This window comes from Ensifer sp. LC11 (genome assembly GCF_001695835.1).
Taxonomy (GTDB): domain Bacteria; phylum Pseudomonadota; class Alphaproteobacteria; order Rhizobiales; family Rhizobiaceae; genus Ensifer.
Window position 1 is genome coordinate 49,940 of sequence record NZ_MBSO01000017.1, and the last position, 13,151, is coordinate 63,090.

A 13,151-nucleotide genomic window follows, 5' to 3' on the forward strand; every position below is an offset into this window, starting at 1 on the left:
GGGCCATGAAGACCATCCGACGCATCGATATCCGGCCGGCCGGCCCTGATGACATCATGATGATCGCCTCCGTTATCGTCGATACCTGGCGATCGACCTTCCGTGGGCTGATTTCCGATGGCTTTCTCGACGCCATGACGGTTGAGGAACAGGCCTTGCGACATGCCCGGCGCATGCGCGTCGCCGACGTCTTCCACATGGTCGCGGTCGACATGAGCAGCAACCGGGTGATCGGCTTTGCCAATTATGGAAAGGCCCGCTCGATGCCGCCGCGCTTCGATCGCGAGCTCTATGCGCTCTATGTACTCGAAGAATTTCAAGGGGCGGGCATCGGCTCGGCGCTGGTGCGCAGCGTTGCGGCCCATTGCCGCGAACTGGGCGGCAAGTCGCTGTTTGCCTGGGTGCTTTCCAGCAACCCGAACAGGGCATTCTACGAGCATCTGGGTGCGACCGCCGTCGGCCAGGGCCAGGTCAGCCTCGGCGGCGAAAATCATGAGCAGATCGCCTATCGCTGGAATGATCTCGCAAGGCTTGCCGGCGAGGGCCGCTTCTCGGCCTGAGATCGTCTTGGGGTTAAACCAACCGGACGATGTGCTGGTCCCAGGTGACACGGCTTTTCTGCTGCTTGAAGTGACCATCGTAGGAGGAAACGGCAAAACCGTGGTCGGCGGCAGCGACACCCGCGGCATCGACGACGCGCTCTTGCCTCAGCACCACACCGGTCCGTGCGTCGAGCGTCATCGCGACACCGCCCTTCGGCGAGGTCAGTCCAACAAGCCCTTCGCGGCGATTGACCGCGATCGCGCCGACATAGTTTGCCAGCGCTTCCGTCGTCCGCTCGGGCAGCGACAGGAACTTCAGGTCCTCGCCTTTGGAGAAGGATCCAACCAGCGGCGGCAGGTCGTTGCGCGCGCCCTCATACTGGCAGGCAAACCAGATCTCGCCCTTCGGGCCGATATCGACGTGGCGCGTCGAAAGACGGCTGAGGTCGTCAGGCAACCCATGCTTCTGGACGAGCGCTCCGGTGCTGGTGTCGACCAGCGTCAGGCTCGGCTCCATATGGTCGAGATTGAGCTTGGTGCGGCCGAAGTCCGGGTGGGTCTCGATGCCGCCATTGGCAATCGCGAGCAGTCGTCCGTTGGCAGCAAGCGTCATGTCGTGCGGGCCGATGCCGTAGGTCGGGAATTCGCCGATGCGGGTGAAGTTGTCGCTGCCGTCATAGATGCCGACCATGCCGCGGTTGCCGGCAAAGTCGTTTTCGGTCGCGTAGAGTAGCCGCCCGTCAGCCGAGAAGCAGCCATGGCCGTAGAAATGCCGACCCTCGGCCGCGGCGATGACCACCGGTTCGGCCGTGCTGTCGGTTGAAAGGATCATCGCGTAGGTGCCGGGCCGGCGGGCGAAGGCGACCGCCCGGCGGCTGACGGGCGAATAGGCCATGCCATGTGCCCGCGCCGGAAGCGTCGCACGGTCGATGATCTCGCCCGTCTCCGTCAGCGTCGCAACGCCATAGCTTCCGTCCGGCGCCATGAAGGCTGAGGCAAAGACGGCATCCGCCCTCGTGAGGGCGAAGGCGCGATCGGGTGCGAGGCTCGCCACCCAGGCCGCGCCCGCCATCGTCAGGAAACTGCGTCGGTCGATCAGTCCCGTGGTGGCCGTCATGCCATCCTCGCTTGCTTTAGAAACGCGCAGTCCCGAACGAGGCCGTCGGGGCTGCGAATGGCGGATGACGCGCTCAGAGCCAGCCGCGCCGCTTGAAGTAGAAATAGGGCACGATCGCCGAGATCACCATCAGCACCAGTGCCGCAGGATAGCCGAACTGCCATTGCAGCTCCGGCATCACCTCGAAGTTCATGCCGTAGATCGAAGCGACCAGCGTCGGCGGCAGGAAGACGACGGCGGCAACCGAGAAGATCTTGATGATCTGGTTCTGCTCGAGATTGATGAGACCGAGCGTCGCGTCGAGCAGGAAGTTGATCTTGTTCGACAAAAACAGCGCGTGATCGCCAAGCGAAGTCGCGTCCCGCTGGATCAGCTTGATCCGCTGACGGCTTTCCTTTCCAGCCTTGCGCGGCCCCATGCCTTCGAGCGCCACATGATAGGCGACCAGCCGCCCGATGCTGACCAGGCTTTCGCGGATAACGGTCAGAAGGTCGCCCTTCTGGCCGATCTGCTCGATCAGCGATTGCAGGTCGCGCGTCTTCTTGGTGGCGCTGGCATTGGTCTTGCGGAACACTTCGCGCGAGATGGCGTCGACCTCGCTGCCGGCGCGCTCCAGCGCATCTGCGGTGCGGTCGATGATGGCTTCGAGAAGCCCCAGCATCACCAGCTCGCCGCTCTCGCAGATCTGGCCGTTGGCCTTCTGGATGCGGTTGGAGAAATTCTGGAACGGCTTGGGGTCCGCATGGCGGACCGTCACCAGCGTCGCCCCCTTGAGGATGAAGGTCACCGGCACCTTGACCGGGTAATCGCTGTCGAGCTTGGCGGCGGCCGTCATCGTCATGAATTCGGCGCCGTCCTCCTGATAGAGGCGGTCGGAAAGCTCGATCTCCTGCATCTCGTCGCGGGTCGGGATCTCGATGCCGAGCTGGCCCTCGACAAGGCGTGTTTCCTCGGCCGATGGATTGTAGAGATCATACCAGATGGCGGGCACTGGCGATGCAATGCCGTCGATCATGTCGACGAGCACGAGATGGCTGTTCTGGCTTTTGTAGATGCGCAGCATATTGGGCTCCATAGGGCGAGTCATCCGACCGCCTGAAGCCCTGATCAATCAGGACCGGACGGTCGTGAGCGTGAAGGCTCGACTTCGACTGTCGGGGTTCATAGTGAGTTGGTCCTTGTGGTGAAACGTGCCCACGAGAGCGGACACGGGAAGCGCTTTGCGCCCAAAAGCCGTGATTGTCAACACCCGGTCCGAAGGGCTGTTTTTGTCAGTCGCCGTCGGCAAACGAGAAGCCGGCGCCAAGCCCGATCGCGCCGCCGAAATCCTTGTTCAACCGGTCGAGCAGGTCGTTGGTGTTGAGCGAGAGGAAAGCGAGTTTCGCGCGCTTGTCCTTGTCCGTAAGTGCCGCGTCGATCGGCCCGTCGATGTTGCCGGCCATGCCGATCACCGACTTGAAGACGAAATCGGCAGAGCCCGCGACCGAGCGGCTGTCTTCCGGCAGCAGGCTTTGCATGTCGGCGACGTCGAACAGCGTCTTCAGCCCCCGCACATTGCCGGCGATCGACGCCATGGTGTTGCCGGAGCGCCAGTAGATCGCCAGCTTCGGACGTCCCTTGTCGTCCCTGCCTTCGTAGAACGGCTTCAGCCGCTGATCCTTCACCGTCTCGACGCCATGCACGAGAATGCCGAGCAGTTCGGTGGCCGCCTCGCGATTGTCGCGGAACTCGGGATTGTCGGGGCCCGGATGTTTCCAGGCGGCCTGGATGCCGTCCGGCTTCTGCCATGCAGCCAGGAATTCGTTGGCGATGTCGTCGAGGTTCCTTGTAATCGCCAGGCCATAGCGGCAGCGGAAATCGCCGTCCTTGCCCGAAAGCACCTCTGAGCCCGTGCCGTAAAGCACGTATTCGAGTGCGCCGAGCCCCTGCGCGGCGACGCTCTTGCCCTTGAGCTTTGCCACATCCGTGGCGCCGTCGTCCTTTTTCGAAAGGATCGCCTGCACCTGCTTGAGGCCCGTGCTCTTGCGGTCGGGGTAGAAGAGGAAGCGTTCGAAGCGGTTCTGCTCGAGCGCTGGACCGAGCCTCACCACCTCGATCGCCGACCAGGCGCCGACCAGATCGGAAAACGCGCCTTGAGCGTTTTCCAATGCGGGTCCCGAGGGCGCCTGGCAGAGCTTGGTGGTCGCTTCCGTCGCGGCCGCAGTCTTCTGCGACAGGTTGCGGTAGCCGGGGATGATGAAGGCGTCGACGGCCTTGGCCATGACGGTCGGCACGGCGGCCTCGTTGACGACCCGCGGGGAAAGCGCGCTTCCTTCCTGCGCCATCGCCGGTAGGGCAGCGGCACTCAGCGTGAGAGCAAGGGCAAACGAACGTAGGTGGGACATCAGAGTGACTCCAGGAAGGCAAGGAGATCGCGGCGATCGCTTGCCGCAAGGGCGGCAAAGGCGTCGCGGGCCGTCTGCCCTTCGCCGCCGTGCCAGAGGATCGCTTCGGTGAAGTTGCGGGCGCGTCCGTCGTGCAGCAGGAAAGTGTGCCCACTGACGGTCTTCGTCAAGCCGATGCCCCAGAGCGGCGGGGTGCGCCATTCGCGGCCGCTCGCAACCCCCACCTGCTGTCCGTCGGCGAGACCTTCGCCCAGGTCGTGCAAAAGGAAATCGGAATAGGGCCAGATCAGCTGGAAGGACTGCGCCTTGTTGGCGGCGTCACGACGGGTGACGAATTTCGGCGTGTGGCAGCTGGTGCAGCCGAGGTCGTAGAAGACCTTCTTGCCGCGCAGCGTATCGGTAAAGCTCGCCTTGCGCCGTGCCGGCACCGCAAGGTTCGCTGAATAGAAGGTCACGAGGTCAAGCACCGGGTCCGGCGCCTCGGTCGGGCCGAGCCGCGTCTGCACGCCGGTCGCCATCGTCAGGCACTTCGCCTGGGCGGCGGTGCAGTCGCCATGCGGCCGATCGGCGTCGGGGGAGGAGATGCCGATATCCGTGGCAAAAGCGTCGGCGCTCTGCTGCCGAACGGTGGCGTTCTGCGCCTTCCAGCCGAAACGCCCGAGCATCAGCTTGCCGGTCTTCGCGTCACGCGTCAGCGCCGGGCGGCCGCTGATGCCGTCGCCGTCGGCGTCATCAGGGTCGGCATGTGCCAGAATATCCGCCTCGTGGATCGCTTCGATCAGGCCAAGCCCGATCATCGGCTGGGCTACGCGCGGCGAAAGCGTCGTCGTCGGATCGAGCGGTCCGTAGGCAAGCTCGGCGACAGAATAGATCGGTCGGCGCAGCGAAGCGGTCTCGCCATCGGGGAAGGTGAAGGGCTCCTCGGTATAGCGGATCTTCAGGTGGCCCTCAGCGGCAAGCCCGGGCACGGCGCTGTCCTGAAGCTGGGCGCCATAGACCGGATCCGGGAAGTTGACGGTCTGATGCGCCTCGACCAACCGGCGTTCCTCATCGTCGCGCGGTGGGCGTGCCAGCCGGAAGAACATCGAGGTCGTGTCGGCGGCGCCTTCGGGCGGGCGGCCGCGCCCATCCTTCAGATGGCAGCTCTGGCAGGCGCGGGCGTTGTAGAGCGGGCCGAGCCCGTCGGAGGCCTGGGTGGAGGAGGGCGAGGAAACCCAGAGCTTGCGGAACAGCGCATTGCCGAGCTTGAAGCCTTCCTCTTCCTGGAAAGTGAGGTTGGCCGAGAACTGCGAAAAGCTGTCGGCATTGACGGGCGCGATCGACGTCGCCGCACCGCCGGACATGGCCTCGAAAGCCTCGGCTTTGGAAAAATCGGTCGTCGTCCGCGTTATCGCCTCAACGCGGTCGCGGTCGGTGTTGCTCAGATCGGTGCGTTTGATCGGAAAATCGTCGCCGGCAGCGGCGGGCAGGGCGGTAAAGAGCGCCTGCGCAAAAAGAAGCGCGAGAATGCGAGGAGCGCCTGGTTTCATCGGTGGAGGATCGGGCCGCACCGGTTCCGGGCGGCCCGCCTTTTCAGCTTATTGGAAGACGGCGTTAGGATTATCCAGGCTGTCGGAACCTTCAAGTTCGACGGTGCCGAGATCCAGCGACGCAATGACGCGCTGCACGGTCTTGGCCTGGGCGATCAGGCCGTCGATCGCAGCCTGAACCGTGGCGTTGCCCTCGGCGTTGCCTTCGCCGATCATCTGGTCGTAGGCCTCGGTCGTTTCCGCGCGCTTGGCCATCGCCTGCATCTTCTCGACTGTGGTCGCGAGGTTGCCGGTCATCTCCTTGTCGAGTGCCGCATCCTTGGCGGCGACGAGTTCGGAGAGCGACGGGCCGGTCATCTTGGTGCCGTCGACGCGGGTGTATTCACCCGTGTAGGCCGACTGGATGCCGATCGCGTCATGCAGGTGCGAGTTGTGCGTGTTGTCGGAGAAGCAATCATGCTCTTCTTCCGGATCGTGCAGCAGCAGGCCAAGCTTCATGCGCTCGCCTGCAAGCTCACCGTATGAGAGCGAACCCATGCCGGTGAGGATTGCGACGAGGCCGGCCTTCGGATCAGCCTCGACCGCCTTCGTCGCGGCGCCATCTACCGTCCAGTTGGCGGTCATTTCCTTGAGGTCGGAAACCAGAAGCTCGGTGGCAGCCTTCAGATAGGCGGCGCGGCGATCGCAATTGCCGCCGGTGCAGGCCTTGGTGTCGTAGTCCGTATAGGGGCGGTTGCCGGCGCCAGCCTTGGTGCCGTTCAGGTCCTGGCCCCAGAGCAGGAATTCGATCGCGTGGTAGCCCGTCGCGACGTTCGCTTCGATGCCGCCAGCTTCCTGCAGCGTACCCGCCAGGAATTCCGGCGTGATGTTGGAGGCATCGACGTCCTTGCCGTCGATCTTGATCGTCTTGTTGGCGATCACGTTGGCGGTGAAGAGGGCGTTCTCGTCGCTCTCGCTGCCATAGCTCGGGTCGACATAGTCGATCAGGCCCTCGTCCAGCGGCCAGGCGTTGACCTTGCCTTCCCACTCGTCAACGATGGCGTTGCCGAAGCGATAGACTTCGGTTTCCTGATAGGGGTTGCGGGCTTTGAGCCAGGCTTCGCGCGCCGCCTTCAGCGTTTCCTCGCTCGGCGTTGCGATCAGCGCGTCAACCGCCTTATCGAGAGCTTCCGCCGTCGTCAGGGCGTCTTCGAACTTGGCATGCGCCACGGCGGCATAGTGCTTTACCACCGCGGCGGCATCGGTTGCGGCGTGGGCCGGCTGCAGGGCCAGCGCCGACGTTGCCGTCATGAGCGCCAGCGCGGCGCCGCGGAAGAAATTCTTGGTCATGACCCTCTCCTGTTGCTTCCTTCGGCGCAGCCGAGCGAGCCCGCAAACGCGGCGTCGTTCAGGCGTCGGGCCATGAGAAAAGGCCCCGCCGGGCCTGCCTCTCATGAACCAAAAGCAAACTGGTGTCAAAGTGTATAGTTTAGAACGTATTCAATCTGATGCGCGCCTTTTGACGGTTGTCAAAACTGGCATCAACCCTTGCGTTGCATCAGGCAGAAGAAGAAGCCATCGGTGCCGGTCGAGGCGGGCGTCAGCGTCACCGTCTTCATGTCCGCCGACCAGGGTTGCGGCTTGTCGGTGCCGAAGAGGGTCGCCCAGATGTCGGCCGCCGACAGGATTGCGAATTCCGGATTGTCCTCGCAGAAGCCATAGACCTGGGCTTCGTTTTCCTCAGGGAGAACCGAGCAGGTGACGTAGATCAGGTGACCGCCCGGCCGGACGAACTGTGCCGCACTCGCAAGCGCTTCCTCCTGCTGGGAGATGCGCTCTTCAAGGTTCTTCTGGTTGAGCCGCCACTTCGTGTCCGGGCGGCGGCGCCAGGTCCCGGTACCGGTGCAGGGGGCGTCAACGAGCACGCGGTCGAAGCGGCCGGCAAGCGGCGCGAGGCTGTCGGTCGATTCATGCACCTGTACGTTACGGGTGCCGGCGCGCTTCAGCCGCTCGATGATCGGCGCAAGGCGTTTGCGGTCGGTGTCGTAGGCGTGCACCTGGCCCTTGTTGTTCATCGCCGCCGACATGGCGAGCGTCTTGCCGCCGCCGCCGGCGCAATAGTCGAGCACCTGCTCGCCTTCCTGCGGGAAAGCGAGGTCGGCGACGATCTGCGAGCCTTCATCCTGAACCTCGAACCAGCCCTTCTGGAAGGAAAGCTCGGCGGTCACGTTGGGCAGGCGCGAGGCGCCTTCGCCGGCGGGGATGCGGATGCCGTTGCGGGCGATCGTCGCGGGCTCGGCGCCGCTGCGCTCCAGCGCCTTCAACACCTTGGCGCGCGAGGCCTTCAGCGTATTGGCGCGCAGGTCAAGCGTCGGGCGGCCGGCTAACGCCTTGGCTTCCTCGAGCCAGTCGTCGGAGAAGTTCTCTTCAAAAGAAGCCTGGACCCATTCGGGGATATCACCCTGGATGTGGGCGGCGGCGTCTTCGAGGCGGCGCGTGGCAAAAGCTTGCGCCATATCGGCCGACGGCATTTCCGGGGCGAATTTGTCGCCGTCGAGTTCGGCAGCCAGCGTTTCGGGCGAAAAGCCCCATTGGCGGTACATCACCGCATGGCCGAGAGCCGTGGCGCTGTCGCTGTCCATCAGATAGGCGTGGGAGAGCTTCATGCGAAGCGCGTCGTAGACGATGTTGCCTATCGCGGATCGGTCGCCGGACCCGGCGAAGCGGTGGGAAAGGCCCCAATCCTTGAGTGCGTCTGCGACCGGGCGCTTCCGCTTTTCGATATCCTCAAGAACCTCAATGGCTCCAGCGAGCCTGCCGCCCAAACGCATCTTCGATCAACTCCTTTTTCGCCGTGGTAACGGCGATAGCATCGAAGAGCAAGACGGCGGAGGAGATTAACCGCCGAGAACGGTCTTTCTCAAGTAACCCACCCGACGATTGGCCGGGTGCCAGTATTATTTCAGGTTCAGGAATTGACGACGCGATAACAGATGCTGGCGTGCCCGGAGCGGATCATGCCGATCTGCGAGGCTGCTGCCTTGGAAAGATCGATCACACGGCCCCGGATGAACGGCCCACGATCGTTGATGCGAACGATGACGCTCTTGCCGTTGCGCTTGTTGGTGACCTGAACCTTGGTGCCGAACTTCAGGCTACGGTGGGCAGCCGTCAGGCGGGCGGCATTCATACGCTCGCCGGAAGCGGTCTTGGAGGTCAGCGCATACCAGGATGCGCCGCCGCAGCCGGTGCCGGCTGCATGGCTATCGGAAACGGAAACGAGACCGATGGCGGCCGTGAACAGCGCTGCAGCAGCAGCAGTCTTGATCTTCGCTGGCGACAAACTGGCGATCCCCTCGGTCAATGCTTGGTTAAAATCTTCTGGGAACCGCTAATTGGGGCGAAAAATGGCGAAAACGTGCTTCAACCATTTACGATCTATTAGGCTTTATTAAAAAAGGACGAAAATTCAAAAACGAAGATCGTTTGAAATAGTTTAAAGGGAGCCCGGAAGGTCTTTGGAATCAGCGGTTGAACGTTGGAGGTCGCCTGCACGTGAGCGCAGCGTGCCGGTAAACGAAAAATTTCATTAAAAATTTCGAATTGGACGAAAATTCCGGAATCCGGATGGTCGAAAATTCATTACTAACGCACAGGTTGTATAAAATTCACCAAGTATCGAACGAATATCCCAAGAATGTCACAATTCCGGTGAAGCCGCCGTTGCCATTACTGACGAACTGACTGCCGGTTTTCTATAGGCACTAGGGGTTATGCTATCGCGCGGGCGCGGAGTTGCGTTTCACTGTCCGCGCCAGGTGCCGGACTGCCAGAGCTGTGCAAGCGAGACGCGATAATCCGGATAGGCGAATTCGAAGCCGGTGGCGCGTATGTGCGCATTCGAAACCCGCTTGTTCTCGCCATAGAAGGAGCGGGCCATGGGCGAGAGTTCCGCCTGTTCGAAAGGGGTCTCCGGTGGCGGCTCGACGCCCATCAGCCGGGCGGCTTCGGTTACCACGTCCTGGGGCGGCGCCGGTTCGTTGTCGGTGATGTTGAAGACACCGGCAGTCCCATGGTCGGCGAGGTAGAGCGTAGCTGCGCCGATGTCCTCGACGCGGATACGGTTGAACACCTGGCCGGGCTTGATGAGTCGCCGGGCGGTACCGTTTTCGAGGTTGCAGAAGGCGTTGCGTCCGGGACCGTAGATGCCGGCCAGTCGGAGCACGGCGACCGGGATGTTCCGTTTGGCGCCGAAGGCGATCCAGGCGTCCTCCGCCTCCACCCGCTCGACCGAGCGGGCCGAGACCGGCTTGCGCAGCATATCCTCGGTGACCCATGCGCCGCCATGATCACCGTAGACGCCGACCGTCGAGAGGTAACCGATCCACGTGAGGTTCGGTGCCAGCCGCGCGAGGTCGGGGCTTGAGGCGCGAAACATCGGATCGCCGTCGCGCCCCGGTGCGATCGACTGGATCAGGTGCGTCGCCCGTCCGAGGGCGGTGGCAAGTTCGTCGGAAATCGTTTCGCCGTCGAAGAGGATCGGACGGACGCCGGCCTTCTCGAGCTTTGCCGTTTTCTCCGCGGTGCGCGTGGTGCCAACAACGCTTGTCGCTGTCGGAGCCATTGCGCGTGCGATTGCCAGGCCGGAATAACCGGCGCCAAGGATCAGGACATGCATCGGCTCACTCCCGCCATCTGCCATTCGTTGAGGACGTCTTCGTCCGTCTCTGGCTCGCATTGTTCAGCAATTTGCGCAAGCGCTGCCGGCGCGACCAATTGCGACAGGGCCCAGACAGCCATCGCCCGCACCACGGGCGAGGCGTCGCTGATGCGCGCCTTGACCGCGGGCACGAGCGCTTGGTCGCCGGAATTGCCCGTGGCGATCAGCACGTTCCTGACAAAACGGTCTCGGCCGATGCGCTTGACCGGCGAGCCCGAGAACAGGCTGCGGAAGGTCGGGTCATCGAGATCGAGCAAGGTCTGGAGCGAAGGCGCCTTCAGATCGTCGCGCGCCTTCAGCTTCATCTCGGAGGCCGTCTGCGCGAACTTGTTCCAGGGGCAGGCGGCGAGACAGTCGTCGCACCCGTAGATGCGGTTGCCGATCAGCGGGCGAAGTTCCGGATCGATCGAACCCTTGTGCTCGATCGTCAGATAGGAAATGCAGCGCCGCGCGTCGATCTGATAGGGAGCAGGGAACGCGCCGGTCGGGCAGGCGTCGAGGCAGGCGCGGCAGGAGCCGCAATGGTCGCGCTCGGGCTCGTCGACGACGAGGTCCGCCGTCGTGAACAGGCTGCCGAGAAACAGCCAGGAGCCGAATTCCCGGCTGACCAGATTGGTATGTTTTCCCTGCCAACCGAGGCCGGCCTGTTCCGCCAGCGGCTTTTCCATGACGGGCGCCGTGTCGACGAATACCTTGACGTCCTCGCCGGCGCGGGCGGCAAAACGGGTCGCGACTTCCTTCAGCTTGCCCTTGATGATGTCGTGATAGTCACGGTTCTGGGCGTAGACCGAGATCGCGCCGCGGTCGGTCTGCTGAAGGATGCCGCGCGGATCGTCGTCCGGGCCGTAGTTCATCGCGAACATGACGACCGAGCGTACGTCGCTCCAGAGCACGCGCGGGTCCGAGCGCCGCTCGGCGGTCTCGGCCATCCAGTCCATGGTGCCGTGGAAGCCTTCGTCGAGAAAGTCCCTGAGCCGGGCCGGAGCTTGCGGAATGGCGTCGGGCCGGGTGACGCGACAGAGGTCGAAGCCCTTGTCGGCCGCCTCGGCCTTCAGGAACTCCGTCAGCTTCAGCCGCCGTCGATCCCCAATGTCAGCCTTGGCAACGATGCCGGGCACGGTTTTCGCCTCAGAAGTCGAGATCCGCATAGTGCGGAACCGGGGTCACGCCGCGGACGCGCTCGGCAAGCAGCGGGCGGAAGGAGGGGCGGGACTTCAGCCGCTGGTACCACTCCTTGGCGGTCGGGGCATCCGACCAGTCGATTTCGCCGAGATAGTCGAGCACGGATACAGTCGCGGCCGCGGCAAGATCAGCATAGGAAATCCGGTCGCCCGCAAGCCAGGTGCGCGAGCCGGCAAGCCAGGACAGGTACTTCATATGCTGGCGGATGTTGGCGCGGGAGGTGCGCAGCACCTTGCTGTCGGGCGCGCCGCCGCCCTGGTCGGGCGTCATCTGCAGCTTGAAGATCCGTTCGCGAACCAGCGGGCGCGTCACATCCGCTTCCATCTTGTGCAGGAACCACTCGACCAGCCGGCGGATTTCTGCGCGCTGGAACGGGTCCTCGGCCAGAAGCCGGCGATCTCGTTTCATGATGCCGTTCGTCTCGTCGAGATACTCCGAGATGATCGTGGCGCCACAGAGCGCCCTCATACTGTCGTCAACATAGACAGGTAGGGTGCCGGCCGGGTTCAACGCCAGGAAGTCGCGCCGGTTCTCCCACGGCTGCTCCTCCGTCAGTTCCGTCTGATAGCCGTATTCCGAAAGGATCAGGCGAACGAACCGTGAAGCGGCGGACATGGGGTGGTGGTACAGTGTCGGCATCGATGATCTGGCTTCTCAGTGGCTTTTAGCTGGGGGCGTCAGCGTGGCGGCGCAAGCGTCTGGCCACGGCTCATGTGTTAGAGCTATAGAAATTTGTGGTGGCAAACACAAGCGAATCAGCCTTTTCCTCCCACTCCAAAACTCGTCAGGAAAATCTCATATATGGCGGATCAATCGATCATCAGCGCGCTTGTCCTCGGGCTCATCGAGGGCTTGACGGAGTTTATCCCCGTCTCGTCGACGGCGCACGTCCTTCTCGCCGGCCACTTCCTCGGCTTCAAATCGCCGGGCAACACCTTTGCCGTCCTCATCCAGCTCGGCGCGATATTGGCGATCCTGCTGGTCTATTTCCAGAAGCTTCTGTCGATTGCCCTGGCGCTGCCGACGAGCGTCAAGGCGCGCCGCTTCGTCGTGTCCGTCCTGCTCGCCTTCCTGCCGGCGGCGATCATCGGCGCGATCGCCCATGACTTCATCAAGACGGTGCTGTTCGAAACGCCGATGTTGATCTGCGTCGTGCTGATCATCGGCGGCATCATCCTTTATGCGATCGACCACCTGCCGCTGCAGCCGCGCTACACGAACGTGATGGACTATCCGCCGTCGCTGGCGCTGAAGATTGGCCTGTTCCAGTGCCTGGCGATGATCCCCGGCACGTCGCGCTCGGGTGCCACCATTGCCGGCGCGCTGCTGATGGGGACCGACAAGCGGTCGGCCGCGGAGTTCTCGTTCTTCCTGGCCATGCCGACCATGCTCGGCGCCTTCACGCTGGACCTCTACAAGAACCGCGACGCGCTTTCCTTCGACGATTTCACCCTGATCGCCGTCGGCTTCATCGCTGCTTTCGCCGCCGGCATCTTCGTCGTGCGCTCGCTGCTCGATTTTGTTTCGCGCCGCGGTTTCACGCCATTCGCCATCTGGCGCATCATCGTCGGCACCGCCGGCCTGATCGGCCTTTGGCTGCTCGGCTGAGCGAAAACCAGGCGCTCAATACGACAGAAGGCGCGTTTCCGACGCGCCTTTTTCTTTGAGCTCAAGGGTCCGCCAAAAACAAAGCCGCGT

The 13,151-nt window shown here is 63.2% G+C and carries 12 protein-coding genes; 2 read left to right on the forward strand and 10 right to left on the reverse strand.

Annotated features, from left to right (window positions below; translation table 11 throughout):
- The first annotated feature begins 5 nt into the window (after nt 1-5).
- The gene (locus BBX50_RS13930) at nt 6-560 is read left to right on the forward strand and encodes a GNAT family N-acetyltransferase (protein ID WP_065775922.1); all 555 of its coding nucleotides are present in this window, start codon (nt 6-8) and stop codon (nt 558-560) included.
- Between the two features lie 13 nt (nt 561-573).
- Here BBX50_RS13930 and BBX50_RS13935 read toward each other — a convergent pair whose 3' ends face one another.
- The 10 genes from BBX50_RS13935 to BBX50_RS13980 form a co-directional block, all read right to left on the reverse strand.
- On the reverse strand, nt 574-1,659 hold the full coding sequence (locus BBX50_RS13935) for a DUF1513 domain-containing protein (protein WP_065775923.1): 1,086 nt from the start codon (nt 1,657-1,659) through the stop codon (nt 574-576).
- Nucleotides 1,660-1,732: 73 nt separating this feature from the next.
- On the reverse strand, nt 1,733-2,722 hold the full coding sequence (locus tag BBX50_RS13940) for a magnesium transporter CorA family protein (protein WP_065775924.1): 990 nt from the start codon (nt 2,720-2,722) through the stop codon (nt 1,733-1,735).
- Between the two features lie 208 nt (nt 2,723-2,930).
- Nucleotides 2,931-4,043 (reverse strand): imelysin family protein, encoded by a 1,113-nt coding sequence (locus tag BBX50_RS13945; protein ID WP_065775925.1) that lies wholly within the window; start codon nt 4,041-4,043, stop codon nt 2,931-2,933.
- A complete protein-coding gene (locus BBX50_RS13950; RefSeq protein WP_065775926.1) occupies nt 4,043-5,572 on the reverse strand; it encodes a di-heme oxidoredictase family protein in 1,530 nt (509 codons plus the stop codon). The genes BBX50_RS13945 and BBX50_RS13950 overlap by 1 nt, the downstream gene beginning before the upstream one ends.
- A 48-nt stretch (nt 5,573-5,620) precedes the next feature.
- Entirely contained in the window at nt 5,621-6,901 is a 1,281-nt protein-coding gene (locus BBX50_RS13955; protein ID WP_065775927.1) for an imelysin family protein, read from the reverse strand.
- A 191-nt stretch (nt 6,902-7,092) separates the two neighbouring features.
- The gene (locus BBX50_RS13960; protein WP_065775928.1) at nt 7,093-8,382 is read right to left on the reverse strand and encodes an RsmB/NOP family class I SAM-dependent RNA methyltransferase; all 1,290 of its coding nucleotides are present in this window, start codon (nt 8,380-8,382) and stop codon (nt 7,093-7,095) included.
- A 137-nt stretch (nt 8,383-8,519) separates the two neighbouring features.
- Nucleotides 8,520-8,894 carry a septal ring lytic transglycosylase RlpA family protein gene (locus BBX50_RS13965; RefSeq protein WP_065775929.1) on the reverse strand — a complete coding sequence of 125 codons (375 nt, stop codon included), beginning with the start codon at nt 8,892-8,894 and terminating at the stop codon, nt 8,520-8,522.
- Between the two features lie 459 nt (nt 8,895-9,353).
- Nucleotides 9,354-10,229, reverse strand: coding sequence for an SDR family oxidoreductase (locus BBX50_RS13970; protein WP_065775930.1), 876 nt, complete (start codon nt 10,227-10,229; stop codon nt 9,354-9,356).
- On the reverse strand, nt 10,217-11,389 hold the full coding sequence (gene queG, locus BBX50_RS13975) for a tRNA epoxyqueuosine(34) reductase QueG (RefSeq protein ID WP_139108322.1): 1,173 nt from the start codon (nt 11,387-11,389) through the stop codon (nt 10,217-10,219). Before queG ends, BBX50_RS13970 begins: the two co-directional genes overlap by 13 nt.
- Before the next feature lie 10 nt (nt 11,390-11,399).
- Nucleotides 11,400-12,092 (reverse strand): glutathione S-transferase family protein, encoded by a 693-nt coding sequence (locus BBX50_RS13980; protein ID WP_065775932.1) that lies wholly within the window; start codon nt 12,090-12,092, stop codon nt 11,400-11,402.
- Nucleotides 12,093-12,254: 162 nt separating this feature from the next.
- Here BBX50_RS13980 and BBX50_RS13985 point away from each other — a divergent pair, with 162 nt between their 5' ends.
- Nucleotides 12,255-13,061, forward strand: coding sequence for an undecaprenyl-diphosphate phosphatase (locus tag BBX50_RS13985; protein ID WP_065775933.1), 807 nt, complete (start codon nt 12,255-12,257; stop codon nt 13,059-13,061).
- Nucleotides 13,062-13,151 lie beyond the last annotated feature (90 nt).

Coding starts and splice junctions, on each gene's coding strand:
- BBX50_RS13930 (WP_065775922.1), top strand. CDS start 6: ATGAAGACCATCCGACGCATCGATATCCGGCCGGCCGGCCCTGATGAC.
- BBX50_RS13935 (WP_065775923.1), bottom strand. CDS start 1,659: ATGACGGCCACCACGGGACTGATCGACCGACGCAGTTTCCTGACGATG.
- BBX50_RS13940 (WP_065775924.1), bottom strand. CDS start 2,722: ATGCTGCGCATCTACAAAAGCCAGAACAGCCATCTCGTGCTCGTCGAC.
- BBX50_RS13945 (WP_065775925.1), bottom strand. CDS start 4,043: ATGTCCCACCTACGTTCGTTTGCCCTTGCTCTCACGCTGAGTGCCGCT.
- BBX50_RS13950 (WP_065775926.1), bottom strand. CDS start 5,572: ATGAAACCAGGCGCTCCTCGCATTCTCGCGCTTCTTTTTGCGCAGGCG.
- BBX50_RS13955 (WP_065775927.1), bottom strand. CDS start 6,901: ATGACCAAGAATTTCTTCCGCGGCGCCGCGCTGGCGCTCATGACGGCA.
- BBX50_RS13960 (WP_065775928.1), bottom strand. CDS start 8,382: ATGCGTTTGGGCGGCAGGCTCGCTGGAGCCATTGAGGTTCTTGAGGAT.
- BBX50_RS13970 (WP_065775930.1), bottom strand. CDS start 10,229: ATGCATGTCCTGATCCTTGGCGCCGGTTATTCCGGCCTGGCAATCGCA.
- BBX50_RS13980 (WP_065775932.1), bottom strand. CDS start 12,092: ATGCCGACACTGTACCACCACCCCATGTCCGCCGCTTCACGGTTCGTT.
- BBX50_RS13985 (WP_065775933.1), top strand. CDS start 12,255: ATGGCGGATCAATCGATCATCAGCGCGCTTGTCCTCGGGCTCATCGAG.